Genomic DNA, 25,745 nt, shown 5'->3' with positions numbered 1-25,745 from the left:
TTCCAAGGTCGCCTTCGAGCTGGAGCCCGGCAAGATTTCCGATCCGGTCAAGACCCAGTTCGGCTGGCACATCATCAAGGTCGAGGAGAAGCGCACCCGCAAAGCCCCCGACTTCGATCAGGTCAAGTCCCAGATCGAACAGTACGTGACGCGCAAGGCGCAGGCCGACTACGTCGCCAAGCTGCGCGAGACGGCCAAGGTCGAGCGCATGGACAAGCCGGCGGCTGCGGCAGGTGGAGACAAGGCCGGCTCCGCAAAGCCCGCCGACGGCAAGATGGCGCCAGCGCCGGCGAAGAAGTAGATCGACGACAGATTTCGATCATGACGGGGCGGGATGCAATCATCCCGCCCCGTTAGTGTCTGGTGTCCGCATCCGGCTCTTTTCTTCGCTCTCCCCTTGTGGGAGAGGGTGGCGTGAATGAGCGAAGCGAATTCGCGTCGGGTTAAGGGGTCACCGCATCGTCGTGTCGTTGGCCTGCCCCTCACCCGCCTCGCGGCCTCGCTGCTCAGCACCCTCTCCCACAAGGGGAAAGGGACCAACCGCCGAAGGCACGCCGTATGTCCACCGCCGTCTCCCCGCTCGCCCCGACCGACGTCCCTGACATGCCCGCAATCGCGGGCGTTCGACTGGCGACCGCCGCGGCCGGCATCCGCTACAAGGGCCGCACCGACGTGTTGCTGGCGCTGATGGACAAGGGCACCACGGCGGCCGGCGTGTTCACCAGATCGAAATGCCCGTCGGCGCCGGTCGAGTGGTGCCGCGCGCGCCTGAAAGACGGTAAATCCTCCAGGGCAGGACTGGCGCTGGTGGTGAATTCCGGCAACGCCAACGCCTTTACCGGCAAGAGCGGACGCCAGTCGACCAGACTGACCGCCGACATCGCGGCGAAGGCCTCGGGCTGCAAGGCAAGCGACATCTACCTGGCATCGACCGGCGTGATCGGCGAGCCGCTCGATGCAACGAAATTCAACGGCGTGCTGGAAACGCTGGCGCGCGACGCCGCGCCCGATCGCTGGATGGACGCGGCCCGCGCCATCATGACAACCGACACCTTTCCCAAGGTTGCGACCGCGCGCGTGAAACTCGGCAAGGCCATCGTCACCATCAACGGCATCGCCAAGGGCGCCGGCATGATCGCACCCGACATGGCCACCATGCTGTCGTTCGTGTTCACCGATGCGCCGATCTCGGCGACGGCGTTGCAATCGCTGCTGAAAAGCGGCGTCGAGGATAGCTTCAACGCCGTGACCATCGACAGCGACACCTCCACCTCCGATACGCTGCTGGCGTTCGCGACCGGCGCCGCGGCCGTGCACGGCGCGCCAAAAATCTCGCGCGCGTCCGATCCACGCCTGAAGTCTTTCGCCAAGGCGTTCCACGGCGTGCTGGCCGATCTCGCCGAACAGGTCGCGCGCGACGGCGAAGGCGCGCGCAAGCTGGTCGAGGTCATCGTCGAGGGCGCGACCTCGAAGCTGTCGGCACGCAGGATCGCCAAGTCGATCGCCAATTCGCCGCTGGTAAAGACCGCGATCGCCGGCGAGGACGCCAACTGGGGCCGCGTGGTGATGGCGGTGGGCAAGGCCGGCGAACCGGCCGATCGCGACAAGCTCTCGATTTCGTTCAATGGCATCCGCGTCGCCACCCGCGGCGCGCGCGATCCGTCCTATGACGAAGCGGAGGTCTCGGCGGCGATGAAAAGCCCGACCATCCAGATCAAGGTGGCGCTCGGCCTCGGCAAGGGCCGCGACCGGGTGCTGACCTGCGATCTCACCAAGGAGTATGTCGCGATCAACGGCGATTACCGGTCTTAGAGACGGACATTCCAACGAGGCGCCCATGCTCTCGCGATTTTCTCTCCTCCACGCCGGCTCATTGATTGTCGTCATGTTGGCCGTGACGGGCGACGCGGTCGCCGAGCCCCTTCAGCGGACTGCCCGGGATGCCAGGAGCGGAGAAGACACCGTCATCCGAATAGGCGTTCGCTTCGACAGCGAATGCAACATTATCGGCGTGCCCGACTTCGTTCTCGAACAGCCGCCAAGCCATGGCCATGTCTGTATCCGCGAGGGAGATGTCACGCCGACCAATGCCATGCACGGAAAGTATCAGTACTGCCTGAACCGACGGGTGAAGGGCAGGCAATTGGTCTATCGCTCGCAACCCGGATTTTCAGGTTTCGACAGCCTGGTCTATCGGATGATCCTGCTGGAAGGTACGCGGCTCACTCAAACGACAATAAAGGTACAGGGTCCGGCATTAACCAGCGGCGAATTTCCGACCTCCTCATTCACGCCGCAGCAACCCGGGCCCGTGCCGGACTGCACGGATTATCCGGGAATCTCGTGAAAGAGACGAAGCGATGAAACTCACCCTCGTCGTCGCCTGCGCGCTGATCGATGCCGACAACCGCGTGTTGATCGCGCAGCGGCCCGAAGGCAAGCAGCTTGCCGGCCTGTGGGAATTCCCCGGAGGCAAGTTCGAGCCCGGCGAACGCCCCGAAGAGGCGCTGATCCGTGAACTGCGCGAGGAGCTCGGTATCGTCACGCAGGAGGGCTGTCTCGCGCCACTGACATTCGCCAGCCACGCCTATGAGAGTTTCCATCTGTTGATGCCGCTCTATATCTGCCGGCGCTGGCAGGGCGACGTGGTCTCGAAAGAGGGGCAGGCGTTGAAATGGGTTCGCGCCAACCGCTTACGCGACTATCCGATGCCGCCGGCGGATATTCCCTTGATCCCGCCGCTGATCGATCTGCTGATGTAGCCAGATCCCCGTCACGCTCGGCTATTATGCCGGACATCCGCGTCTTCTTTTGTCGAAGACATGGATGGTGGGGCGAAGCCCGGCCATGACGAAACCCTATTCCCGGCCCGGCTTTTCTTTTGAACTGTTTCGCACCGCGTCCTCCAGGCTGGCCTTCGCCAACCCCGGCTTTAACGGCTTCTGCTGGCTCTCATGCGGCGCCCAGCCCGACAACCAGACGATGTCGAAGGTGGCGCGGATGCGGTCGTCGGGATCGGCGAAGCGCTCATGATAGATTTGCGCCATCCGCAGCAGCGTTGCGCGGCGCAAAGGCGTGCGCCGCCGCTCAGTCATGATATTGGCCGCACCCATGCGGCGGAGATCGTGCATCAGCGCGAAGACATCGCGATAGCGCACCACCACGCGATCGACATCCGTCACCGGCAGCGCGAAGCCCGCGCGTTGCAGCAGCGCACCCGCGTCGCGCACGTCGGCGAACGGCGCGACGCGCGGCGAGATGCCGCCTTCAAGCTCTGACTCGGCGGCGGCGAACGCCTGACGCAATTCGGTCAGCGTTTCGCCGCCGACTGTGGCCGCGAGCAGAAACCCGTCCGGCTTCAGGGCGCGGCGAATCTGCGCCAAAACGCCCGGCAGATCGTCGACAAACTGGAATGCGAGTCCCGAGACGGCGAGATCGAGCGATTCCGGCGCCAGCCCCAGGGCTTCGCTCTCGTCGGCGGGGAGATCGGCGGGCGACAACTCCGCGACCTGCGCCGCCAGCGCGCCACGCACCTGATCGCCCGGCGTGCCGACATCCACCCCATGTTGAAAGGTGCGCAATACAGCCTGCAGGCGCTCCGCCATATCCTCCGCGACGCGCTCGAGCAGAAACGGCGCGACCCCCATTTTGGCCGCGCGGCCCTGCCGCACGCGCAGCAAAGCGCGGTCGAACAGAACGGGCGGAGATGGCGGGTTCGGGGCCATGCGGCTTGGTACGCCGATCGTCCCGTTGCTGGCAATCCGCCGCAACGCGATTGTGTCCCGGGCAAAAGGACTCGTTCTGTCCAGCTTGAGCGGGATCGAATCGCGGGCTAGCCTTTCACCCATGGACGCCTCGACCATGGACGCCTCGACGGACAGCCAGGGTTCGCCGCCCCGAGCCGATCGGCTGCGCGGCGCGTGGCGGGCCTGTTCCGGCGCATTGTCCCACGCGGCGCGAACGGCGCTCGATATCGCGCTGCCGACGCTCTGCGTCGCCTGCCGCGAACCGGTCGCGGGCGTCGGCGTCTGCGCGGCGTGCTGGACGCAACTGTCGTTCATCGAACACCCCTATTGTCCCCGCCTCGGCATCCCCTTTGTTTACGATCCGGGCTCCGACATGCTGTCGATGGAAGCGATCGCCAATCCTCCCGCCTATCAGCGCGCCCGCGCCGCGGTGCGCTACGACGATGTCGCCAAGGTGTTGGTCCACGCGCTGAAATATCAGGACCGCACCGACCTCGCACCCGCGATGGGACGCTGGATGGCGCGCGCAGGCACCGAACTGCTCGACGGCGCGGATATTCTGATTCCGGTGCCGCTGCATTGGCGGCGCGGCTGGAGCCGCCGCTACAACCAGTCCGGCGCGCTGGCGCGCGTGATCGCCGCGCAATCCGGCGTGCCGGTCAGGGCCGATGCTCTGCAGCGCGTCCGTCCGACCCGGCAGCAGGTCGGATTGTCGCGGCCCGACCGCGCCCGCAACGTGCAGGGCGCGTTCAAGGTCGCGAGCGCTCGCACCGGCCAGATTCAAGGCCGCCGGATCGTCCTGATCGACGATGTCCTGACCTCGGGCGCGACGGTGGACGCCTGCGCGCGCGTGCTGCTGCGCGCCAAGGCCGCACAGGTGGACGTGCTGGTGTTCGCCCGGGTTGTCGACACCATGAAAGCTCCCATATAAATTGAACTTCGAACCCGGAGCCTCGTTCCTGTTCGCGGGCGAAAGGCAACGACATGAGCACCGAGACCACGTTCGTCGCAGCGTTGATCCAGATGCGCAGCGGTCTTCTGCCGGAGCCGAATCTCGATCAGGGCGCAAGGCTGATCCGCGAGGCGGCGGCGCAGGGCGCGAGCTTCATTCAGACTCCCGAAGTCAGCAACATCATGCAGACCGATCGCGTCGCGCTGTTCGAGCATCTGCGAAGCGAGGACGATGACCGCTCGCTCGCCGCTTACCGCGATCTGGCGCGCGAGTTGAAAATTTATCTCAATGTCGGCTCGCTGGCGTTGCGGGCCACCCCCGACAGGGCCGTCAACCGCTCGTTTTTGATCGGACCGTCCGGCGACATCCTCGCGCGCTACGACAAGATCCACATGTTCGACATCGATCTCGGCGGCGGCGAAAGCTACCGGGAGTCCGCCAACTATCAGCCGGGCGAAACCGCCGTCGTGGCGGAGCTGCCCTGGGGCAAGCTCGGCATGACGATCTGTTACGACGTCCGCTTTCCGGCACTGTACCGCGCACTGGCCGAAGCAGGCGCGTCGTTTCTCACCGTGCCCTCGGCTTTCACCAGAAAGACCGGCGAGGCGCACTGGCACACGCTGCTGCGCGCCCGCGCCATCGAGAACGGCTGCTTCGTGTTTGCCGCGGCACAAGCGGGTTTGCACGAGAACAGGCGCGAAACATTCGGCCATTCCCTGATCGTCGATCCCTGGGGCGCCGTGCTGGCGGAAGGCGGCGGCACCGAACCCGGCATCGTGCTGGCGACGATCGAGCCGGCCAAGGTCACGGCCGCGCGCAAGGCCGTGCCGTCGTTGCAGCACGGGCGACGCTTTTCCTTCGCCGACCATAAGTCGGCGAGCGACCATCTGCATCTGGTGCGAGGTTCGGCATGATCCGCTACAACCTACGCTGCGAGCGCGGCCACACCTTCGAAAGCTGGTTCCAGAGCTCGGCGTCCTATGACTCGCAGGTCAAACGCAAGCTCGTGACCTGCGCGGTCTGCGGTTCGGCGCAGGTCGAGAAGGCGATCATGGCGCCGCGGCTCGGCGGCAGCAAGAAGAAAGGCCCCCGGCGGATCGCGGCCGCTCCCGCATTCACGATCGACCCTCCCGAGGGAGGTTCGGCATGATCCGCTACAACCTGCGCTGCGAGCGCGGTCACAGCTTCGAAAGCTGGTTCCAGAGCTCGTCGGCCTATGACTCGCAGCTCAAGCGCAAGCTCGTGACCTGCGCGGTCTGCGGCTCGGCCAAGGTCGAGAAGGCGATCATGGCGCCGCGGATCGCCGGCACCAAAAAGCGCGGATCGGCGGCGTCTGCGGATTTATCCGAGCCGGCAACAATGGCGCAGGAAAGCGAACTGCGCGCCGGGCTCAAACAGTTGCATGACCATCTGGTCAAGAACGCCGACGACGTCGGCGCGCGCTTTCCCAACGAAGCCCGCAAAATGCATTACGGCGATATCGAGCCTCGCCCGATCTACGGCGAGGCGTCGCCGGAGGACGCGAAGTCGCTGATCGAGGAGGGCGTCGCGGTCGGATCGCTGCCGGTGCTGCGGGACGACCGGAACTGATGAGCACACAGGCCGTTGTGAGCTGGCAAGCCTGGGCGGTGTTATCAGCCGTGTTCGCGGCGCTGACCGCCATTTTTGCCAAAATCGGCGTTGAGGATATCAGTTCCGATCTCGCGACCTGGATCCGCACCATCGTCGTGCTGGTCAGCCTGAGCGCGATCCTGTTTGCAACGGGGCAGTTCAGCCGGCCCGGCTCGATCCCGACACGCAGTTGGATCTTCCTGGTGTTGTCCGGGCTCGGCACCGGCGCGTCATGGATCTGCTATTTCCGCGCGCTGAAGCTCGGTCCGGCGGCGCTGGTTGCGCCGATCGACAAGCTGAGCGTGGTTCTGGTGGCGCTGTTCGGCGTCGCCTTCCTTGGCGAACGGCCGTCGCTCAACGGCTGGCTCGGCATCGCGCTGATCGCAAGCGGCGCGGTGCTGATTGCATTCAAACGCTGACCAGCAGTCCGACGCCGATCACGATCAGCACGATTCCGCCAGCTTCACGTAACGACAGCGGCTGCCTGAACGAATAATACGACACCGCCTGCGCGAACAGCACCTCGACCAGCGCGAGCGTGCGGACATTGGCTGCGGCGGTGAGCGCGAACGCCAGGAACCAGAATTGCGAGGCGAACGCGCCCATAAAGCCCGCGAACATCGACGGCCGCCACAGGGCGAGAATTTTTCCCGGCACGTCGGGCGCGCGCAGAAAAAGATAGGCTGTCAAAACCGCTGTCTGCACCAACAGACCCAACACCAGCGTGCAGGTCGCCGCGGTGACGAACGATACCCCCGGCACAATGATGATAGCGCCGCGGAAGCCGACCGCGGACAGCGCGAAGCAGGCGGCCGCGAGCAGTCCCAGCGCCGTCGGCTTGATGTCAGCGAAGCCTCTGGCGCCGGGCCGGAGCGCGGTGATGATGACGCCTGCGCTTGCGATCATGATTGCGACCACTTTCAGCAAGGTCAGATGATCGCCGAGAAAAACAAACCCGAAGATCGCGGTCTGGATCGCTTCGGTCTTGAGATACGCTATCGTCACCACGAACGAGCTGTCGTTCATTGCAAGCAGCATCAGGCCGGTGCCGACGATTTGCGTGAGCGCGCCGAGCATCAGCCACGGCCAGAAGACGGCGGGCGGCCACGGGATCGGGTCGCCGGTGACCGTGATCACCAGGGCGAAAAAGATCAGCGCAAACGGGAAGCCGAACAGGAAGCGGATGTTGGTCGCGCCCCAGGCGCCGAGCGGACCGGTCAGCGACCGCTGCATTGCGTTGCGCGCGACCTGTGCGAATGCGGCCGTGACGGTAAAAGGTATCCAGAGCGAGGTGAACATGAATAATGACGGAGGTTTGAGTCGCTGAACGCCGCGCACCGTGCCGGTCCCCGTCATGGGGGTCAACGGGAACGACATCGCGGCGCGGATGCGACGGCCTGCTGAAGTCGTCATACGTGGGCTCGACCTGCGTATTTATTAAGGAAGCGCTGGATGGCTGGGCATAGGCGAGCGAAACGACGCCGGAACGGCTATGCTAGGCAATGACGAACGATGCAGGCTTACGCCCGTTGATTCTTCACCCCACTGCCTCCGCCACCACCATGTAGTTGACGTCCATGTCCGACGACAGGCTCCATTTGTCCGCGAACGGGCTGTAGACCACGCCGCTTTGCTCGGTGATGCCGAGCCTGTTGCGCTCCAGATGACGGGCGAGTTCGTCGGGAGTGACGAACTTGTCCCATTGGTGGGTGCCGCGCGGCAGCCAGCGCAGCACGTATTCGGCCGCCACGATACCGAGCGCGAAGCTTTTCCAATTGCGGTTGAGGGTGGAGGCCACCATCATGCCGCCCGGTTTCAGCATCGCGGCGCAACGATCGATGAACAGGCCGACATCGGCGACATGCTCCACCACCTCCATCGCAAGGATGATGTCGAAACGCTCGCGCGCATCCATGTCTTCCACCGTGGTGCAGCGATAATCGATCGACAGATGCGACTTCCCGGCGTGCAGCTTCGCCGCGGCGATGTTGGACGCGGACGGATCGACCCCGATCACCTCGGCGCCAAGCCGCGTGAAGGGTTCGCACAACAGGCCCGCGCCGCAACCGATATCGAGCAGCCTCAAATCCGCCAGGCAGTTCAGGCTGCGCGCGCTGCGCTCGAACTTGCGGCAGGCGGCGTCGCGGATGAACTGGAGCCGCAGCGGGTTGATCTTGTGCAGCGGCGCCATCTTGCCGTTGGGATCCCACCACTCCTGCGACAGTCTGGAGAACTTCGCGATCTCTGCCGGATCGACGGTCGATCCCGACGCGGACGAAGAAGAGGAAGAGGGGGTGACTTGCATGGTCATGGCTGCGCGGCTCCTATCGCGCCGTGATGTGGCTGCGGAACACCCGCGGCAAGATCGTCCCGATCCTCCCGGCCCCTTCACCAACCCCGCGCGCCGTCATGTCGCCGCAGTTGAGAATACGGCCAAAACGACTCCGATCGACATCCCAGCTCTCGACCTTGTCCAGATTCATCGCGAGAATCGAGAATATCATCAACATAGCATCCATTGGCCTGCCTCGCGCGCCTTCCCGGGATCATCCACCCCGCCCCTGGGACGGCCCGAAGCCCGCCTTGCCTGCCCGCAACCGCGCCGTTATGTATACGCGCCTTCTCGCCCCGGCGCCCGCTTTTCGCACGATCACTCCGTTAAACCAGCCTTTGCCCGATTAACCCCTTAATCCAGATCGCCTTGGGAACGCACCATCCGTCATGAGCCGGCTTGTGATGAAATTTGGCGGCACCTCCGTCGCCAATCTCGACCGCATCCGCAACGTCGCGCGGCATGTCAAACGCGAGGTCGATGCCGGCCATGACGTCGCGGTGGTGGTGTCGGCGATGTCGGGCAAGACCAACGAACTGGTGGCCTGGTGCAGCGACGCCTCGCCGATGCACGACGCGCGCGAATACGATGCCGTGGTGGCCTCCGGCGAACAGGTGACGTCGGGACTTCTGGCCATCGCATTGCAGGCGATCGGCATTCAGGCACGCTCCTGGCAGGGCTGGCAAATCCCGATCCAAACCAGCGACGCCCATGCCTCGGCGCGTATCCTCGGGATCGACGGCGGCGAACTCGTCAACCGCTTCAGGGAGCGTAAGGAGGTGGCGGTGATCGCCGGCTTCCAGGGCATCAGCCCGCAAACCGGCCGCATCACCACGCTCGGCCGGGGCGGCTCCGACACCTCGGCGGTGGCGATCGCGGCCGCGATCGGCGCCGACCGCTGCGACATCTATACTGACGTCGACGGCGTCTATACCACCGATCCGCGCGTGGTCCCGAAAGCCCGCCGGCTCGACAGGATCGCGTTCGAGGACATGCTGGAACTGGCGTCGCAGGGCGCCAAGGTGCTGCAGGTGCGTTCCGTGGAACTCGGGATGACCCAGAACATGCCGATTTTCGTCCGCTCCAGTTTCGACAAGCCGGAGGACATCGACCCCCATGGCACGCCGCCGGGTACGCTGATCTGCAGCGAGGAGGAAATCATGGAAAGCCACGTCGTCACCGGCATCGCCTTCTCCAAGGACGAGGCCCAGATTTCGGTGCGCCAGATCGAGGACAAGCCGGGCGTGGCCGCCTCGATCTTCGTCCCGCTCGCAAACGCCAATATCAACGTCGACATGATCGTGCAGAACGTCTCGGAAGACGGCAAGACCACAGACCTGACGTTCACGGTGCCGGCCACCGACCATGCCCGCGCGCGGGAGACCATTGCCCAAGCGAGGGACACGATCGGCTATGCGCGCCTCGACAGCGCCACCGATGTCGCGAAGATCTCGGTGATCGGCTCGGGCATGCGCAGCCACGCCGGCGTCGCGGCGCAGGCGTTCAAGGCGCTGTCGGACAAGGGCATCAACATCCGCGCCATCACCACCTCCGAAATCAAGTTCTCGCTGCTGATCGACGCCGCCTATACCGAACTGGCGGTGCGCACCCTGCACACGCTGTACGGACTCGATCACGCCTAGAGCATGATCCCGAAAAGTGGAAACCGGTTTTCGGAAAAAAGATCATGCTCAATCAAAAAGATAGGTGACACGTTTGATTCAACGCAGTTGAAGCAGACTTTAGGATCACGCCAATTTACGGGATCACACCGATCCCAAATCATGAACGTGATCGATTCCAATGTTTTAAGAAGCGGAACGCGCGGACGGAAAACCGCTGCGTCCTTTCCTCATCCTGCTTCGGGAAATGAAGCGGATCATCCTTCTGCGGGGCCGGTAAAAGGCTGCCACGACCTCACCCGCCGCAGGCCCCGCGCCGTTGCAGATTTTCCAAACCCGGCGCTCCTCGGCAGCAGGCGTTTTGCTTGGCAAAATGGACGTCGATTGGCTATACGGCCTCATGACGTGACCGTCGCGGCTGGCGCGCCACGGCTTCAGACAATCATTCGGTCGTGAACGGCGCCGCGGCGCTTTCGGACGCGGCGAATTCATTATGTTTCCGAGGCTCAGCGAAAAGACGGCCTCGCAGGGAGGATACCGGGACATGCGGAGCGCGTCGAGCGGCCCCCGCGTCTTGTTGAGACGACTCCGCGAAGTCATGGCGGAGCCGGTCAGCGCACAGGAGCGCCTCGACAAGATCGTGGTGCTGATCGCCGCCAACATGGTGGCGGAGGTGTGCTCGACCTACGTGCTGCGCGTCGACAATACCCTGGAACTCTACGCCACCGAAGGTCTCAACCGCGATGCGGTGCATCGCACCGTGCTGACCGCGCACGAGGGTCTCGTCGGCCTCGTCGCAAGCGAAGCAACGCCGCTCAATCTGTCGGACGCCCAGAGTCACCCGGCGTTCTCGTTCCGTCCCGAAACCGGCGAAGAAATCTACAATTCGTTCCTTGGCGTGCCGATTCTGCGCGCGGGCAACACGCTCGGCGTGCTGGTGGTGCAGAACCGCGCCAGGCGCACCTATGTCGAGGAAGAGGTCGAAGCGCTCCAGACCACGGCGATGGTGCTCGCCGAGATGATCGCCTCGGGTGAACTGGCCGCCCTCGCCCAGCCTGGCCTCGAACCGGCCGCGCGCCACTCGATCCGCCAGACCGGCGCGATCCTGTCCGACGGCATCGCGCTCGGCCATGTGGTGCTGCACGAACCGCGCGTCGTGATCACCAACTACATCGCCGAGGACCTGCCGAAGGAAATCAGGCGGCTGGAGACGGCGCTCGCCAAGCTGCGCGCCGACCTCGACCGCATGCTGGAGCGCGGCGACGTCGTGGACGGCGGCGAGCACCGCGAGGTGCTCGAAGCCTACCGGATGTTCGCCAACGATCACGGCTGGTCGCACCGGCTGCAGGAGGCGGTCGCGACGGGCCTCACCGCCGAGGCCGCCGTGGAGCGCGTGCAATCGGATACCCGCGCGCGGATGCTGCGCTCGACCGATCCCTATCTTCGCGATCGCCTGCACGACCTCGAGGATCTCGGCCATCGCCTGATGCGGCAACTGGTCGGACAGGATCACGCGCCGTCCCGCGAGCAACTCCCCGAGAATGCGATCCTGATCGCGCGCGCCATGGGGCCGGCGGCCCTGCTGGATTACGACCGCAAGAGACTGCGCGGCCTGGTGCTGGAAGAAGGCACCGCGAATTCACACGTCGCCATCGTCGCGCGCGCGCTCGGCATTCCGGCCGTCGGCGAGGTGCCGAACGCGCCTGGAATCGCCGATCCCGGCGACGCCATTATTGTCGACGGCACCTCGGGCGCGATCTATGTACGGCCGTCGGCGGAAATCGAATCGGCCTATGCCGAGCGCGTGCGCTTCCGCGCCCGGCGGCAGGCGCAGTATATCGCGCTTCGCGACAAGCCCTGCGTTACGAAAGACGGCCAGCCGGTCGATCTCATGATCAATGCCGGCCTCCTGATCGACCTGCCTCATCTGGAGGATACCAATTGCTCCGGCATCGGCCTGTTCCGGACCGAACTGCAATTCATGCTCGGACAAAGCCTGCCGCGCACCAGCGAGCAGCTTGCGCTGTACCGCGCCGTTCTGGACGCCGCCGGCGACAAGCCGGTGACCTTCCGCACCCTCGATATCGGCGGCGACAAGGCGTTGCCTTACATGGAAACCGTGGCCGAGGAGAATCCGGCGCTGGGCTGGCGCGCGATCCGGCTCGGGCTGGATCGCCCCGGTCTGCTGCGCGGGCAGGTCCGCGCGCTGCTGCGCGCCGGCGGCGGGCGCGCTCTTCGCATCATGTTTCCGATGATCTCGGAAGTCGCCGAGTTCGATCAGGCCAAGGTCATCGTCGAGCGCGAGCTCACCTATCTGCGCCAGCACGGCCATGCGCTGCCGGAGCGCGTGGACGTCGGCACCATGGTCGAGGTGCCGGCGCTACTGTACCAGCTCGACGAATTGCTCGGGAAAGTCGATTTTGTCTCGGTCGGATCGAACGATCTGTTCCAGTTCCTGTTCGCGGTCGATCGCGGCAACAGCAAGGTATCAAATCGCTTCGATACGCTGTCGGCGCCGATTCTCCGGGCGCTGCGCGACATCGTGACCAAAGCCAGGGCCGCGGGGAAAAGCGCCTCGCTGTGCGGGGAAATGGCATCGCAGCCGCTGGGTGCGCTGGCGCTGATCGCGCTCGGCTACCGCTCTCTGTCGCTGTCGGCCACAGCGCACGGTCCCGTCAAGGCGATGATCCTCGATCTCGATGCGCAGAAGGCCGAAGCGGCGATCGTGCCTCTGCTGGACGCCCCCTCCGGCAGCATGTCCATCCGCGACAAGCTCAAGGACTTCGCCGACGCAGAAGGACTGGCGTTGTGAGCAACATCTTGAGACGCGTTTCGCCACGCCCGAGCTTAACCCCTTCCCTGCCCCTCCCCCGCAAGGGAAAAGGGAACAACAAACCGTTGCGCGCCTGATCATGCTGCCCGAATCCAAACTCGACCTCATGCTGGCCCGCCACGCCGCGCTCGAAAGCGAACTGCTGAGCCAGGTCAGCGCCGACAGATACGTGCAGATGACGCGCGAACTGGCCGAACTCAATCCTGTCGTCGAGGCGGTGAAGAACTGGCGCGCGGTCAGGGCCGAGATCACCGGCATTGACGCCATGATCGCCGATCCCGCCACCGACGCGGAGATGCGGGCGATGGCGGAAGCCGAGCGCCCGGCGCTGGAAGCGCAAGGCGACGAACTCGCCCAGAAGATCCGAATCGCCCTTCTGCCAAGAGATGCGATGGACGAGCGCAACGTGATGCTCGAAATCCGCGCCGGCACCGGCGGCGACGAAGCCTCGCTGTTCGCGGGCGACCTGTTCCGCATGTACGAGCGCTTTGCGGGCTTGCAGGGCTGGAAGGTGGAGGTAGCGTCAGCCAGCGAAGGCACCATGGGCGGCTACAAGGAAATCGTCGCCGAGGTACGGGGCCGCGGGGCCTATGCCAAGTTGAAGTTCGAATCCGGCGTGCACCGGGTGCAGCGCGTGCCCGATACCGAAGCGCAGGGACGCGTCCATACTTCGGCGGCGACGGTGGCGGTACTGCCGGAGGCCGAAGAGGTCGACGTCGAGATCAAGCCCGACGATCTTCGCATCGAAACCATGCGCGCGCAGGGCGCGGGAGGCCAGCACGTCAACAAGACGGAGTCCGCGATCCGGATCACCCACATCCCGACCGGCATCGTCGTCAACATGCAGGACAGCCGCTCCCAGCACAAGAACCGGGCTTCGGCGATGAACATCCTGCGCTCGCGCATCTACGACGCCGAGCGGCAGCGCATCAATGCCGCGCGCTCCGCCGACCGCAAGGATCAGGTCGGATCGGGCGACCGGTCCGAGCGCATCCGCACCTACAATTTTCCGCAAGGCCGCGTCACCGATCACCGCATCAACCTGACGCTCTACAAGCTGCCGCAGGTAATCGCCGGCGACGCGCTGCACGAACTGATCGATGCGCTGACCACGGAGCATCAGGCAGCACAGCTTGCCGCCGAGAATGGCAGCGCGTGAAACCACGTTCTGTCCCGGCAAGGACTCCCTGACGTCAGGCATTTGGCCGATTGATCCCACGGTGCTCAATTAGATGAAACGACACGGCGTATGGGTCCCCGCGTTCGCAGGGCATGGGGCGGAGACGAAGGCATGACCGGTCCAGTGGCCGGACAAAGCATCGAGACGGCGCGCCGCGCGCTGGCGACGCGATTCGAGGCCGCCGGTATCGACAGCGCCGCACTCGACGCTCGAATGCTGACCGGCGCTGCGCTGGGCTTTGATCTTACCGGCTTGATCGCGCACGGCTCACGCCAGCTTACGCGGGAAGACGCGGCACGTCTCGATGCCTTCGCGCAACGCCGCCTCACCGGCGAGCCGGTGGCGCGCATTCTCGGAACGAAGGAATTCTGGGGACTGCCGCTCAAGCTGTCGGCGGAGACGCTGGTGCCGCGGCCGGATACCGAAACGGTGGTCGAGGCTGCGCTCGACATCCTGCACGCCGAAGGCCGCGCGAAGGCACCGCTCCGCATCGCCGATCTCGGCACCGGCAGCGGCGCGATCCTGCTCGCATTGCTGAGCGAACTGCCAAATGCCACCGGCGTCGGCACCGATCTGAGCGCGGCCGCGCTCGACACGGCCAAGGCTAATGCGCAAGCCCTCGGTCTTACGCCGCGCGCAGATTTCATGGTCGGTGACTATGCGGAAGGCCTGTCAGGCCCGTTCGACCTGATCGTCTCGAACCCGCCTTATGTCCGCACGGCCGATATCATGTCTCTCGCGCCGGAGGTCCGCGATCACGATCCGCATCTCGCGCTGGATGGCGGCGACGACGGGCTCAAAGCCTATCGCCGGATCGCGCCGCAGGCCGAAAGGCTGCTATCGGCTCAGGGTCTCCTCGTTCTGGAGGTCGGGCGGGGTCAAGACGGCGACGTTGTCCGGCTGGCGGCGGCGGCAGGGTTAACGGTCGCGGATGCCCCCAAGGCCGACCTGGCGGGCATCGGCCGCGCCGTCATAGCCCGAAAATCGCCCTCGTAAAGCCCAATTGGGTCGTAAAAAACCACTTGGAATATCCCTCGGGAGCGACTACCTTCCAAATCAACACGATCCCGGGTTGCTGGCCCCGCAATACTCCTGCAGGTGAGCCTGGCGTTCTCGAACGAGAACCGACCCGAGTGAACGGTTCTTAAGGGCAGGTCATATCAAGCGCGTTGGCCGAGAGCTACGTTGCTTGCGACCATGAAGCGAACGAAAGCCTGATACTGCGCTTGAAGACTCACGAGAGAAAACCGGAGTTTTGTGTCTCTGGCTGGATGATGTAGCCGTGCGGTGCGGTGCGCCTGCCGACGTGCCGGAAACGCGTCTTTGCTGAACGCAACGATCGGCGAAACCGACATGGAAGAAACCGACACGCAAGAAGTGGCGTGCGTGCGCGCCGCACAGGCCGGTCGGCGGCAATTAAAGTCAAAACGACAATAAATACAAAACGGCAAGGCAATTCCTCAAGGGCGAAACTTCAAGGCTGGTAATCGAAGGCGGGACATGAGAAACGGTCAGAATAACAACAAGCGGATGCGTAACCGGAACAACAATAATAACAATAACAACCGGCGCGGCCAGAACCCGATGACGCGGGTTTTCGAATCCAACGGCCCCGACATCAAGATCCGCGGCACCGCCTCTCACGTCGCCGAGAAGTATGTCCAGCTCGCCCGCGATGCGCGCTCGTCCGGAGATCCCGTGGCGGCCGAGAACTACTATCAGCATGCCGAGCATTATTTCCGCCTGATCGCCGCGGCGCAGGAGCAGTTTCGCCAGAGCCAGCCACAGCAGCAGCAGCCGCGGATCGACGTCGAGGCGAGCGATGATGCGGGCGACGACGAGAGCGAAAACTACTCGAATTTCGGGGCGGAGCCCGGCTTCGTTCCGGTTCAGCAGCCGCGCGACAATCATCAGCGCGATCCTCAACCCTTTCAGCGCGACCAGCCGCAACCCCGCGAACATCGCCAACCGCAGCCGCAATATCAGCCGCAGCCGGCGATGCAGCCCGTTGACAACGGCGGCGTCGATCGCCTGCCGTCGTTCATCACGGGAGCACAGCCCCAGGTGAATGGCGGCCGGTTCGAAGGCAACGGCCATCAGGGCGGCGAGCGCAACGACCGTTTCCCGCCACGCCGGCGCCGCCGCCCGCACGCTCCGCGTCAGGACAGCATGGCGCAGCCGTCCGTTCCCGGCGAGGACTTTAACCCCGGCAACGAATAACCCACGCCCACCCCCTTCCAACTCCGGAAGGGTGGACGCGCCGGAGCCCACGATCGGATATTATTCCTCGGTGCTGCACGAGGATGGCGCGAGCACCGGTGGCAGAACCGGGATCAGCCGGCTGTGCTCCCGCTTCGCGGCAATGGGGCGATAGACCTGCTTGGTCGCCTCCACGATATGAACGCCGGCGAATGGCAGAGACAACGCCGCGCCGACGCGCTCCCACGCCGCCGCCGAGCGCAGGAACCAGCCGCCATTGATCGGCGGCACGAACAGCGCCTCGCCCCAGGCCGAAGGCGTAAACCATGTCTGCCGCAGCAGTTGGGTGATCTGCGAGCGCGAATAGGGCCGGCCGTGGCCGAACGGCGTGGTATCGGTGCGGGTCCAGATACCGCGGCGGTTGGGAACGATCGCCATCATGCGGCCCGACGGCGAGAGAACGCGCCACACCTCCCGCAGCAGATTTTCCGGATCGTCCGACATTTCGAGCGCATGAACCAGCAGGATGCGGTCCGCCGCCGCGTCCTGCAGCGGCAATGAAAACTCGTTGACTAGGCTTGCCAGCGCCGGCCGCGCCGTCGGCCATTTCAATACGCCCTGCGCCGCAGGCATGAAGGCGATACAGCGTTCGCAGTCCTCCCGGAACAAGCCGAGATAAGGTGTCGGATAGCCGAGGCCGACCACGCACTGACCTTCCATGTTCGGCCAGTGCGCCTGAATGCCGCGATTGATCAACCGCCGCGCCACGACACCGAGGCGCTGCGAATAAAAATCGCGAAGGTCGATAACGTCGATTGCCATGGCTCATATCTACCATGTTGCCGGCAGGACCGGCACCCCGGCCCGGCACGATTTGTGCAATTATAACCCGGCGTTAACGGCATGTTCCACCGCATACAGGGGTGTGCTAGCGTCAATGTTTCGGGCTCACGGAGACGACATGACCGCCGAAATTCGCCTTTTCACCTGCCTCACAGATAACTTCGGCATCCTGATTCACGACCCCGCCACCAAGGCGACCGCCGCGATCGATGCGCCGGAGGCCGGGCCGATCATCGAGGCCCTGGAACGGAACGGCTGGAAGCTGACCGATATTCTGCTCACCCACCACCACGCCGATCATGTCGGCGGCGTCGCGGAACTGAAGCAGAAATACAACTGCCGGGTGGTGGGGCCGCACGACAAGAGCGCCGCGATCGCCAATGTCGATGTGCGGGTCGGCCAGGGCGACATCGTCAAGGTCGGCACGCTGCTGGGACGGGTGCTGGAAACGCCAGGCCACACGCTGGACCACGTCAGCTACGTCTTCGACGACGAGAAGGTGGTGTTCGCCGCCGACACGCTGTTCTCGATCGGCTGCGGCCGGGTGTTCGAGGGCACCTATCCGATGATGTGGGACTCGCTTTTGAAACTGCGCGCGCTGCCGGACGATTTCAGGCTCTATTGCGGGCATGAATATACCGCATCGAACGTGAAGTTCGCGCTGACCATCGAACCCAACAATCCGGTGCTCAAGGCGAGGGCCGAGGACGTCGCGCGGCTGCGCGCCGAGGGCAAGCCGACGGTGCCGACCCTGATGGGCGAGGAGAAGAAGGCCAACGTGTTCCTGCGCGCCGACGATCCTGCCGTGGCGGCCGGGGTGCACATGAAGGGCGCCAGCGGGGTCGACGTTTTCGCCGAGCTGCGCGAACGCAAGAACAAGTCGTGAGTTCATGGCACGCCGAGATGGCGCTTTCCGCTGCCGACATCATCGCGCGGCTTGATCTTAAGCCACACCCCGAAGGCGGTCACTATCGCGAGACTTTTCGCGACACCCGGACTGACGCGCACGGCCGCGCCGCGTCAACCGCGATCTATTTCCTGCTGGCGCGCGGCGAACGCTCGCGCCGGCATCGCATCGATGCGGCAGAAGTCTGGCACTACTATGCCGGCAGCCCGTTGGTGCTGGAGATCCAGGAAGGCGACGTCATGCGCACGGTGCGCCTCGGCGCGAACCTTCCGGCGGGCGAAGCGCCGCAAGCGGCCGTGCCCGCTCACGCCTGGCAGGCGGCGGTGAGCAGCGGCGACTGGACTTTGGTCGGATGCACGGTGGCGCCGGGGTTTGAATTCTCCGGCTTTGAGATGGGTTAGAGCCTTTCCGCTTCGGACGGAATCAGAAGTTAAGCCCGGCCATGACGGATAGCCGAGATGCGTCCGTCAAGTGTGACGCGCACTCTAAAATAGAGTGCGCTGCCGCATCGCGGCCGACAGCGTCCCTTCATCGAGGTAATCGAGTTCGCCGCCAACCGGAACGCCATGGGCGAGCCGCGTCACCCTCACATTGGCGTCGCCAATGAGATCGGTGATGTAATGCGCAGTGGTCTGGCCGTCGACGGTCGCATTCAGCGCCAGCACGATCTCCGTCACGCGCGGATCGTGCGCCCGCGACACCAGCGCATCGATGGTGAGATCCTGCGGGCCGACGCCGTCAAGCGGCGACAGCGTCCCGCCGAGAACGTGATAGAGTCCGCTGGATGCGCCCGCGCGCTCCAGCGCCCAGAGGTCGGCGACATCCGCAACCACGACGATGATGGAAGGATCGCGCCGCGCATCCGTGCACACGGTGCAGGGACTGCGGGTATCGATGTTGCCGCATGTCTCGCAGACACGGATCTTGTCGATCGCGACCTGAAGCGCGCCGGCGAGCGGCGTCATCAGCGCCTCGCGCTTCTTGATCAGATGCAGCGCCGCCCGCCGCGCCGAGCGCGGGCCAAGCCCCGGCAGCCGCGCCAGCAACTGGATCAGGCGATCGATCTCGGGGCCGGTGACAGACGCCATCTTCTAGAGCCTTTCCGCTTCTGGTGGAATCAGAAGCGGAACTCCATGTTTTTGATTTGCCGCGTTTTCTTGACGCGAACCGGATTCCACTTCGCTCGAAAACGCTCTAGAGTCTTGGTCTGACGCGTTTTCTTCACGCGAACCGGATTCCACTTCGCTCGAAAACGCTATAGTGGCCCCATTCCAACACGCGCACTCCGTTTCACCCATCAGGTGAAACCCAGGCCCGGAGGCAGACCAAGTCCGCCGGTCAGCGCCTGCATCTTCTCCTGCATCGCGACTTCCGCCTTGCGGCGCGCGTCGGCAACCGCGGTCACCACGAGATCCTCAAGGATTTCGCGCTCCTCCGGCTTGATCAGCGAGGGATCGATCGAGATCGCCTTGACGTCCATCTTCGCGGTCATCCGCACCCGGACGAGACCGCCGCCGGAGGTGCCCTCGACCTCGACGTGCTCAAGCTCGTCCTGCATCGCCTTCATCTTGGACTGCAGTTGAGCCGCCTGTTTCATCATGCCAAGAAAGTCAGCCATCACATATTCCTTTGCTATTCGTCGCCACCGTCGAATCCGTCAGCCAGATCGTCAGGAACGACGTCGGGAGCCGGCGGCGACAATGCGAGCTTTCGCACCTCGATCACCCTGGCGCCGGGAAAACGCGCCAGCACATCCTTCACGCGCGGATCGGCCTCTGCGGCGCGCTCGCGCTCGTTCTTTTGCAGCAGCGCCTGCGAACGCAGCGTCGGCTGGCCCGGCTCGTTGGAGACGATCACGGCCCAGCGCCGGCCCGTCCACTGTTCCAGCTTGCGCGCAAGATCGTTCACCAGCGTGCGCGCGGCGCTGCGTTCGAGCGCGACCTCGAGCCGGCCGTCCTCCATGCGGACGAGGCGCATGTCGGCCTCGAGCGCGGCCTTGACGATCAGGTCGCGTTTCTCGCCGGCGAGCGCCACGAGTTCGGCAAAGCTCTCCAGTCGCAGCGCGGGTGCCGCATCCGCCGGACCGGCCATCGGGGCCACCGCCTGCGGACGGAACGCAGGCTCCGCAGCGGCGCGCGGCGCCGACACAGTGCGGACGGCGGATGATTGGACCGAAGACGCCGATGCGCCGGACGGTTTCTGCGATGCGGCGCTGTTCGGGGCCACGGGCGATCCGCCGCCGTTCTGGTCCAGCATCCGGATTGCTTCATCGGGTGTCGGAAGGTCCGCGACATAGGCGATGCGCACCAGCACCATCTCCGCCGCCGCCGCCGGCCGCGTCGCGCCCTGCACCTCCGTGATGCCCTTCAACAACATCTGCCACATCCGCGACAGCACGCGCATCGATAGCTTCGCGGCGAAATCGCGGGCGCGCAGCCGCTCCGTCTCGCCGAATGCGACATTGTCGGCGAGCGCGGGGACGATCTTGATACGGGTCACGAAGTTGACGAATTCGGCCAGATCGCTGAGCACCACGACCGGATCGGCGCCGGTATCGTACTGGTCGCGAAATTCGCCGAACGCGCGCGCGATATCGCCGCGCGCCAGCGATTCGAACAGATCGATCACCCGCGTGCGGTCGGCAAGCCCCAGCATCTGCCGCACCGCGTCGGCCCGCACCACGCCGGCGGCGTGGGCGATGGCCTGATCGAACAGCGAGAGCGAATCGCGCACCGAGCCTTCGGCCGCCCGCGCCACGATGCCGAGCGCTTCCGGTTCGACCTCGACGTTCTCTTTCGCCGCGATACTGGCGAGGTGCGACACCAGGACGTCGGCATCGACGCGCCGGAGATCGAAACGCTGGCAACGCGACAGCACCGTCACCGGGACTTTCCGGATCTCCGTGGTCGCGAACACGAATTTCGCGTGCTCCGGCGGCTCCTCCAGCGTCTTCAGGAACGCGTTGAAAGCCGCGGTCGACAGCATGTGGACTTCGTCGATGATGTAGACCTTGTAGCGCGCGCTCGACGGCGCATAGCGCACGCTGTCGTTGATCTGCCTGACATCGTCGACGCCGGTGTGAGACGCGGCGTCCATTTCCAGCACGTCGATGTGACGGCTTTCCATGATCGCCTGACAATGCACGCCGAGAGTCGGCATCCGGATGCTCGGTCCGCTCACCGAGCCATCCGGCAATTCGTAGTTCAGCGCGCGGGCGAGAATGCGCGCGGTGGTGGTTTTGCCAACGCCGCGCACGCCGGTGAGAATCCAGGCCTGCGGAATTCGTCCGGTCTCAAAGGCATTGGACACGGTGCGCACCAGCGCTTCCTGTCCAATGAGATCGTCGAAGCTGGCGGGACGGTATTTCCGCGCCAGCACGCGATACTCGGTGCCGGGTCCGGATGCGCGCGCGCTGTCGAAGCCGGTCTGGCCGGCGGCATCATCGGTGGGCGTTGAGGAATGGCCAGCGTCGGTCATTGAGCGATCCGCAATTTTCTCTCTGTGAGGCCGGCTTGCGGAACAACGGGCGATATTTTCGGGCCGCGCCCGATCCCGGCGCCGGCAGAATCCCCGAAAAACATGGCTCGCCAAAAAACAGGTAGGAGACTGACGAGCGACCCGATCCGGACCTCGTTAGGGCTGCTTCCTTCCGGACCTGACCCGGTTGGCGAGTGGCTCGTCCACCGCCAATCTCCCGGTCCCTATTTGGGGCCAAAAGGGGCGGAAAGCAAGCGGCCGCGGCATTCCGCTCCGGGCCATTGACCTCGGCGGATCGTCGGGCCAGTTTGCCTCGGCACTCCTCAAAAAAGTGACCGCAAACGATGTCCGAGGCCTGGTCGCTTCACCCGCAGCTCGACAATGACGCGGTCGGCATCGGCGACCTGCCGCTCAGCCGACTCCTGCTCAGCAAGGACGCCAACTATCCCTGGCTCATTCTGGTGCCGAGACGGGCCGGAGCGGTGGAGATCATCGACCTCGATCATGACGACCGCGCAAGCCTGATGACGGAGATCGGTGAGGTCTGCGAAGCGCTCAAGGACGTCACGGGTTGCGACAAGCTCAATGTGGCCGCACTCGGCAATCAGGTGCCGCAGCTCCACGTCCATATCATCGCCCGCCGCAATGGAGACGCTGCGTGGCCTCGCCCGGTCTGGGGCGCTGCGCCCGCGCTCGAATACGACGCCGCGGAACTTGAGGCGTTCATGGGAGCGATCAGGCGGAGGACAGGATTCGGTTAGACCGTTAGAATGTAGGTTGCGGAGACGACAAGGGAACCAGCGATGAACTTTCGTGACGCCGCGCCCAAGCGCCTGTCCCACATCCTGTGCATCGGGATACCGGTGCGCGACATGACCTTTCATGTGCAGGGCCTTCCGGAACGCGGCTTCAAGATCGGCGCCGAGCGCTTCGAGGAAATCGCCGGCGGCAATGCGCTCAATGCTGCGATCGCCATCTCCCGGCTCGGCGGCCACGCGGCGTTCTGCGGCCCCATGGGCGACGCCGGCGAAACCTCCAGCCGTTACATCTTCGACAAGGCGGCGGAACTCGGCATCGCGATGCAGGACATCGTCCACATGCCGGGCCTGGTGACGCCGATCTCCAGTGTCATGATCGACCCCGGCGGCGAGCGCACCATCATTACCTTCCGCGATCCCGAATTGTGGAAAGTGCGCCTGCCCGACACCGGGCGGCTGCTCGCCGACTGCGACGCCATTCTGGTCGAGAATCGCTGCGCCCCCTTCTGCACGGATCTCTGCACGGAAGCGCGCCGGCGCGGCATTCCCGTCGTGGTCGATATCGACAGCGCCATGCCGATGCGCGGCGGCCTGCTGACCGCCTCGTCGCATCTGATTTTCTCCAGCGAAGCACTCCGGGCCACCGCCGGCACCGAGGACGATGCGACGGCGCTGCGGACTCTTGCCGGATCTACCTCGTCCTTTCTCGCCGGAACGCGTGGTCCACAGAGCACGTTGTGGCTCGATGCCAACGGCGAGCTTCGGGAGATCCCGGCCTTTCCGGTCCACACCGTGGACACGCTGGGAGCCGGAGACGTATTTCACGGCGCATTCGCCCTCGCCATGACCGAAAACCAGGAGGTGCCGACGGCGCTCCGATTTGCCTCCGCCGCCGCCGCGATCAAATGCACCCGTTTCGGGGGCGCCTTTGCCTGCCCGCAACGTGCTGAAGTGGAAGCGTTTTTGAAAGAAGCGGCCCCGGCCTCAGCTTAGTCCGGAACACCGCCCTTGCATTGGAATATTTTTCTATATATGAGGTTGAATAACTTCCGTGTTGGAACAATGTTCTAATCATGAGCGATATCTCCCTCCCGCCGCCTGAGTCCGGCCGTCGTCTCGACGCCATCGACCGCAAGATCCTGACCGTGCTGCAGGAGGATGCCTCCCTCTCGGTGGCCGAGATCGGCGACCGGGTCGGATTGTCCTCAACCCCCTGCTGGAAGCGGATTCAGCGGCTCGAGGCCGACGGCATCATCCTGCGCCGGGTGGCGCTGGTCGATCAGAACAAGATCGGGCTCGGCATTTCGGTGTTCGTCTCCGTGGAGAGCGGCGACCATTCGGACGCCTGGCTGAGCAAATTCGCCAGCGCCGTCAGCGCCATGCCCGAGGTGATGGAACTCTATCGCATGGCGGGCGATGTCGATTACATGCTGCGCGTCGTGGTCGCGGACATGGCGAGCTACGATCTTTTTTACAAGAAGCTGATCAGCGCTGTGGCGCTGAAGAACGTCACCTCGCGTTTCGCGATGGAGAAGATCAAATCGGTGACGGCGCTGCCGGTGCCGGCGGTAAGCGCAGCGTAGCGCTTTCAATCCGCATACGCGGGCTTGACCCGCGTATTCATCACCTGATGGATTGCCGGATCAAGTCCGGCAATGACATCTGCGTTAAATCTTCTGATTGTATTCGCCGACCTCGGGATGGGTGCGCAGCACACTGTCCATCGCCTCGAACATGTCGCGCATACGCTGTTCGGAGACGGGGCTTTCCACAACGACCACCAGTTCGGGCTTGTTCGACGACGCCCGCACCAAGCCCCAGCTTCCATCCTCCGCCGTAACCCGGATGCCGTTGACGGTGACGAGATCGCGGATCGGCTGTCCCGCCACCTTGTCGCCATTGGCCCTGGCGGTCTCGAAATGTTTCACCACGCTGTCGACGATGCCGTATTTGGCTTCATCGGCGCAATGCGGCGACATGGTCGGCGACGACCATGTCTTGGGCAAGGCGTCCTTCAGGTCGGCCAGCGATTTTCCCGGAGCGCGGTCGAGCATCTCGCAGATCGCGATCGCCGAGATCAGGCCGTCATCATAACCGCGACCCATCGGCGCGTTGAAGAAGAAGTGGCCGGATTTCTCGAAACCGGCGAGCGCGCCGAGTTCGTTGGTGCGGCGCTTCATATAGGAATGACCGGTTTTCCAGTAGGTGACCTTGGCGCCCTGCTTCTGCAAGACCGGGTCAGTGACGAACAGGCCCGTCGACTTCACGTCGACCACGAAATGCGCGTCCTTGTGGATCGCCGACATGTCGCGCGCCAGCATCACGCCGACCTTGTCGGCGAAGATTTCCTCGCCGGTGTTGTCGACAACGCCGCAGCGATCCCCGTCGCCGTCGAAGCCGAGGCCGGCATCGGCCTTGTGCTCGAGCACCGCGTCGCGGATCGCGTGCAGCATCTTCATGTCTTCGGGATTCGGATTGTATTTCGGGAAGCTGTGATCGAGTTCGGTGTCGAGCGGGATCACCTCGCAACCGATCGCCTCCATCACCTTCGGCGCGAAGGCGCCCGCGGTGCCGTTGCCGCAGGCCACCACGACTTTCAGCTTGCGCTTCAGCTTCGGCCGCTTGGTCAGGTCGGCGATATAGCGCGCCGGAAAGTTCTCGTGAAACTGATAGGAGCCGCCGGTCCTGTCAGCAAAAGTGGCGCCGAGCACGATCTCCTTCAGCCGGTTCATCTCGTCGGGCCCGAACGTCAGCGGCCGGTTGGCGCCCATCTTGACGCCGGTCCAGCCGTTGTCGTTGTGCGAGGCCGTCACCATGGCGACGCAGGGGACGTCGAGTTCGAACTGCGCGAAATACGCCATCGGCGTCATGCACAGTCCGATGTCGTGGACCTTGCAGCCGGACGCCAGAAGGCCCGAGATCAAGGCGTATTTGATCGACGACGAATAGCTGCGGAAGTCGTGCCCGGTGACGATGTCCTTCTTCTGGCCGAGTTCACCAATCAGCGTGCCGAGCCCCATGCCCAGCGCCTGAATGCCCATCAGGTTGATTTCCTTGCCGAACAGCCAGCGCGCGTCGTATTCGCGGAAGCCGGTCGCCTTGACCATCGGCTCGGATTCATAGGCATAGGTATTCGGCGCCAGAACGGGTTTCGGCTTCGGAAACATGCAGATGGCCTCGTCAGGATAAGGGCGGGAACATTAGAAACAAAATGCAGCCCTGAATGCCATGGCTGCCGGAAATGCGGGAGCGGGTTTGTGAAAGGCAATTGCGGCATAATTCGCA

At 64.4% G+C, this 25,745-nt stretch carries 26 protein-coding genes, 1 other RNA gene and 2 pseudogenes; 19 read left to right on the top strand and 10 right to left on the bottom strand.

Features of this window, described 5'->3' with window-relative positions:
* The 4 genes from BGO16_RS16360 to mutT form a co-directional block, all read left to right on the top strand.
* Positions 1-301, top strand: a 301-nt coding sequence (locus tag BGO16_RS16360) for a peptidyl-prolyl cis-trans isomerase (RefSeq protein WP_292620083.1), incomplete at its 5' end; no start/stop codon positions are given.
* Positions 302-558: 257 nt separating this feature from the next.
* Positions 559-1,812 carry a bifunctional glutamate N-acetyltransferase/amino-acid acetyltransferase ArgJ gene (gene argJ, locus BGO16_RS16355; RefSeq protein ID WP_292620082.1) on the top strand — a complete coding sequence of 418 codons (1,254 nt, stop codon included), beginning with the start codon at positions 559-561 and terminating at the stop codon, positions 1,810-1,812.
* A 25-nt stretch (positions 1,813-1,837) separates the two neighbouring features.
* Positions 1,838-2,347 carry a hypothetical protein gene (locus BGO16_RS16350; RefSeq protein ID WP_292620081.1) on the top strand — a complete coding sequence of 170 codons (510 nt, stop codon included), beginning with the start codon at positions 1,838-1,840 and terminating at the stop codon, positions 2,345-2,347.
* 13 nt (positions 2,348-2,360) lie between these two features.
* Positions 2,361-2,762, top strand: a complete 402-nt coding sequence (gene mutT / locus BGO16_RS16345; RefSeq protein ID WP_292620079.1) for an 8-oxo-dGTP diphosphatase MutT — start codon at positions 2,361-2,363, stop codon at positions 2,760-2,762.
* Between the two features lie 96 nt (positions 2,763-2,858).
* Here the strand turns inward: mutT and BGO16_RS16340 are convergent, their stop codons facing one another.
* Positions 2,859-3,725 (bottom strand): methyltransferase domain-containing protein, encoded by an 867-nt coding sequence (locus BGO16_RS16340; RefSeq protein WP_292620088.1) that lies wholly within the window; start codon positions 3,723-3,725, stop codon positions 2,859-2,861.
* 136 nt (positions 3,726-3,861) lie between these two features.
* Here BGO16_RS16340 and BGO16_RS16335 point away from each other — a divergent pair, with 136 nt between their 5' ends.
* From BGO16_RS16335 to BGO16_RS16315, 5 genes and pseudogenes are all read left to right on the top strand, one after another.
* Positions 3,862-4,677, top strand: coding sequence for a ComF family protein (locus BGO16_RS16335; protein WP_292620078.1), 816 nt, complete (start codon positions 3,862-3,864; stop codon positions 4,675-4,677).
* 53 nt (positions 4,678-4,730) lie between these two features.
* Positions 4,731-5,612, top strand: a complete 882-nt coding sequence (locus BGO16_RS16330; RefSeq protein ID WP_292620077.1) for a carbon-nitrogen hydrolase family protein — start codon at positions 4,731-4,733, stop codon at positions 5,610-5,612.
* Positions 5,609-5,788: pseudogene (locus BGO16_RS16325) on the top strand (DUF1178 family protein); the annotation flags it as partial. The gene BGO16_RS16330 and the pseudogene BGO16_RS16325, both read left to right, overlap by 4 nt.
* A 56-nt stretch (positions 5,789-5,844) precedes the next feature.
* On the top strand, positions 5,845-6,288 hold the full coding sequence (locus tag BGO16_RS16320) for a DUF1178 family protein (protein WP_292620074.1): 444 nt from the start codon (positions 5,845-5,847) through the stop codon (positions 6,286-6,288).
* Positions 6,288-6,728 (top strand): EamA family transporter, encoded by a 441-nt coding sequence (locus BGO16_RS16315; protein WP_292620073.1) that lies wholly within the window; start codon positions 6,288-6,290, stop codon positions 6,726-6,728. The genes BGO16_RS16320 and BGO16_RS16315 overlap by 1 nt, the downstream gene beginning before the upstream one ends.
* Here the strand turns inward: BGO16_RS16315 and BGO16_RS16310 are convergent.
* From BGO16_RS16310 to BGO16_RS16300, 3 genes and pseudogenes are all read right to left on the bottom strand, one after another.
* Positions 6,718-7,608, bottom strand: a complete 891-nt coding sequence (locus BGO16_RS16310) for a DMT family transporter (protein ID WP_292620087.1) — start codon at positions 7,606-7,608, stop codon at positions 6,718-6,720. The two genes, BGO16_RS16315 and BGO16_RS16310, sit on opposite strands and share 11 nt — an antisense overlap.
* Before the next feature lie 238 nt (positions 7,609-7,846).
* Positions 7,847-8,620, bottom strand: a complete 774-nt coding sequence (ubiG, locus tag BGO16_RS16305; RefSeq protein ID WP_292620072.1) for a bifunctional 2-polyprenyl-6-hydroxyphenol methylase/3-demethylubiquinol 3-O-methyltransferase UbiG — start codon at positions 8,618-8,620, stop codon at positions 7,847-7,849.
* A 13-nt stretch (positions 8,621-8,633) separates the two neighbouring features.
* Positions 8,634-8,792 (bottom strand): annotated as a pseudogene (locus tag BGO16_RS16300) (PH domain-containing protein); the annotation flags it as partial.
* 238 nt (positions 8,793-9,030) lie between these two features.
* On the opposite strand from BGO16_RS16300, the gene BGO16_RS16295 reads away from it, so the two are divergent.
* The 5 genes from BGO16_RS16295 to BGO16_RS16275 all read left to right on the top strand — a co-directional run bounded on the left by BGO16_RS16295 (position 9,031) and on the right by BGO16_RS16275 (position 16,496).
* On the top strand, positions 9,031-10,284 hold the full coding sequence (locus tag BGO16_RS16295) for an aspartate kinase (protein WP_292620070.1): 1,254 nt from the start codon (positions 9,031-9,033) through the stop codon (positions 10,282-10,284).
* 523 nt (positions 10,285-10,807) lie between these two features.
* On the top strand, positions 10,808-13,075 hold the full coding sequence (ptsP, locus tag BGO16_RS16290; protein WP_292620069.1) for a phosphoenolpyruvate--protein phosphotransferase: 2,268 nt from the start codon (positions 10,808-10,810) through the stop codon (positions 13,073-13,075).
* A 94-nt stretch (positions 13,076-13,169) separates the two neighbouring features.
* Entirely contained in the window at positions 13,170-14,255 is a 1,086-nt protein-coding gene (gene prfA, locus BGO16_RS16285; RefSeq protein ID WP_292620085.1) for a peptide chain release factor 1, read from the top strand.
* A gap of 132 nt (positions 14,256-14,387) precedes the next feature.
* Complete coding sequence (gene prmC / locus BGO16_RS16280) at positions 14,388-15,272, top strand: peptide chain release factor N(5)-glutamine methyltransferase (RefSeq protein ID WP_292620068.1); 885 nt, start codon at positions 14,388-14,390, stop codon at positions 15,270-15,272.
* A gap of 504 nt (positions 15,273-15,776) precedes the next feature.
* Complete coding sequence (locus BGO16_RS16275) at positions 15,777-16,496, top strand: DUF4167 domain-containing protein (RefSeq protein WP_292620067.1); 720 nt, start codon at positions 15,777-15,779, stop codon at positions 16,494-16,496.
* A gap of 60 nt (positions 16,497-16,556) precedes the next feature.
* On the opposite strand, the gene BGO16_RS16270 is transcribed toward BGO16_RS16275, so the two are convergent.
* Positions 16,557-17,297 (bottom strand): methyltransferase domain-containing protein, encoded by a 741-nt coding sequence (locus BGO16_RS16270; protein WP_292620066.1) that lies wholly within the window; start codon positions 17,295-17,297, stop codon positions 16,557-16,559.
* A gap of 139 nt (positions 17,298-17,436) precedes the next feature.
* Between BGO16_RS16270 and gloB the strand changes: the two genes are divergently transcribed.
* Together gloB and BGO16_RS16260 are read left to right on the top strand one after the other, a co-directional pair.
* Entirely contained in the window at positions 17,437-18,204 is a 768-nt protein-coding gene (gene gloB / locus BGO16_RS16265; protein ID WP_292620065.1) for a hydroxyacylglutathione hydrolase, read from the top strand.
* A gap of 17 nt (positions 18,205-18,221) precedes the next feature.
* Entirely contained in the window at positions 18,222-18,626 is a 405-nt protein-coding gene (locus tag BGO16_RS16260; protein WP_292620084.1) for a cupin domain-containing protein, read from the top strand.
* 84 nt (positions 18,627-18,710) lie between these two features.
* Here the strand turns inward: BGO16_RS16260 and recR are convergent, their stop codons facing one another.
* From recR to ffs, 4 genes are all read right to left on the bottom strand, one after another.
* Positions 18,711-19,313: a recombination mediator RecR gene (gene recR / locus BGO16_RS16255; protein ID WP_292620064.1), complete on the bottom strand. Its 603-nt coding sequence runs from the start codon at positions 19,311-19,313 to the stop codon at positions 18,711-18,713.
* 209 nt (positions 19,314-19,522) lie between these two features.
* Positions 19,523-19,843 (bottom strand): YbaB/EbfC family nucleoid-associated protein, encoded by a 321-nt coding sequence (locus BGO16_RS16250; RefSeq protein ID WP_292620063.1) that lies wholly within the window; start codon positions 19,841-19,843, stop codon positions 19,523-19,525.
* A gap of 14 nt (positions 19,844-19,857) precedes the next feature.
* Positions 19,858-21,702 carry a DNA polymerase III subunit gamma/tau gene (locus BGO16_RS16245; RefSeq protein ID WP_292620062.1) on the bottom strand — a complete coding sequence of 615 codons (1,845 nt, stop codon included), beginning with the start codon at positions 21,700-21,702 and terminating at the stop codon, positions 19,858-19,860.
* A 121-nt stretch (positions 21,703-21,823) separates the two neighbouring features.
* Positions 21,824-21,920: signal recognition particle sRNA small type (ffs, locus tag BGO16_RS16240), an RNA gene on the bottom strand.
* 126 nt (positions 21,921-22,046) lie between these two features.
* On the opposite strand from ffs, the gene BGO16_RS16235 reads away from it, so the two are divergent.
* The 3 genes from BGO16_RS16235 (at position 22,047) to BGO16_RS16225 (ending at position 24,043) form a co-directional block, all read left to right on the top strand.
* Positions 22,047-22,463, top strand: a complete 417-nt coding sequence (locus BGO16_RS16235) for an HIT domain-containing protein (protein WP_292620060.1) — start codon at positions 22,047-22,049, stop codon at positions 22,461-22,463.
* A gap of 42 nt (positions 22,464-22,505) precedes the next feature.
* The gene (locus tag BGO16_RS16230) at positions 22,506-23,453 is read left to right on the top strand and encodes a sugar kinase (protein ID WP_292620059.1); all 948 of its coding nucleotides are present in this window, start codon (positions 22,506-22,508) and stop codon (positions 23,451-23,453) included.
* An 80-nt stretch (positions 23,454-23,533) separates the two neighbouring features.
* Entirely contained in the window at positions 23,534-24,043 is a 510-nt protein-coding gene (locus BGO16_RS16225) for an Lrp/AsnC family transcriptional regulator (protein WP_292620057.1), read from the top strand.
* 84 nt (positions 24,044-24,127) lie between these two features.
* On the opposite strand, the gene BGO16_RS16220 is transcribed toward BGO16_RS16225, so the two are convergent.
* Entirely contained in the window at positions 24,128-25,627 is a 1,500-nt protein-coding gene (locus BGO16_RS16220; protein WP_292620055.1) for a phosphomannomutase/phosphoglucomutase, read from the bottom strand.
* Positions 25,628-25,745 lie beyond the last annotated feature (118 nt).

The organism is Nitrobacter sp. 62-23 (assembly GCF_001897285.1).
Lineage (GTDB): Bacteria > Pseudomonadota > Alphaproteobacteria > Rhizobiales > Xanthobacteraceae > Nitrobacter.
The sequence above is the reverse complement of the archived record's forward strand: the minus strand, read 5'-3'. Positions and strand labels throughout refer to the sequence as shown.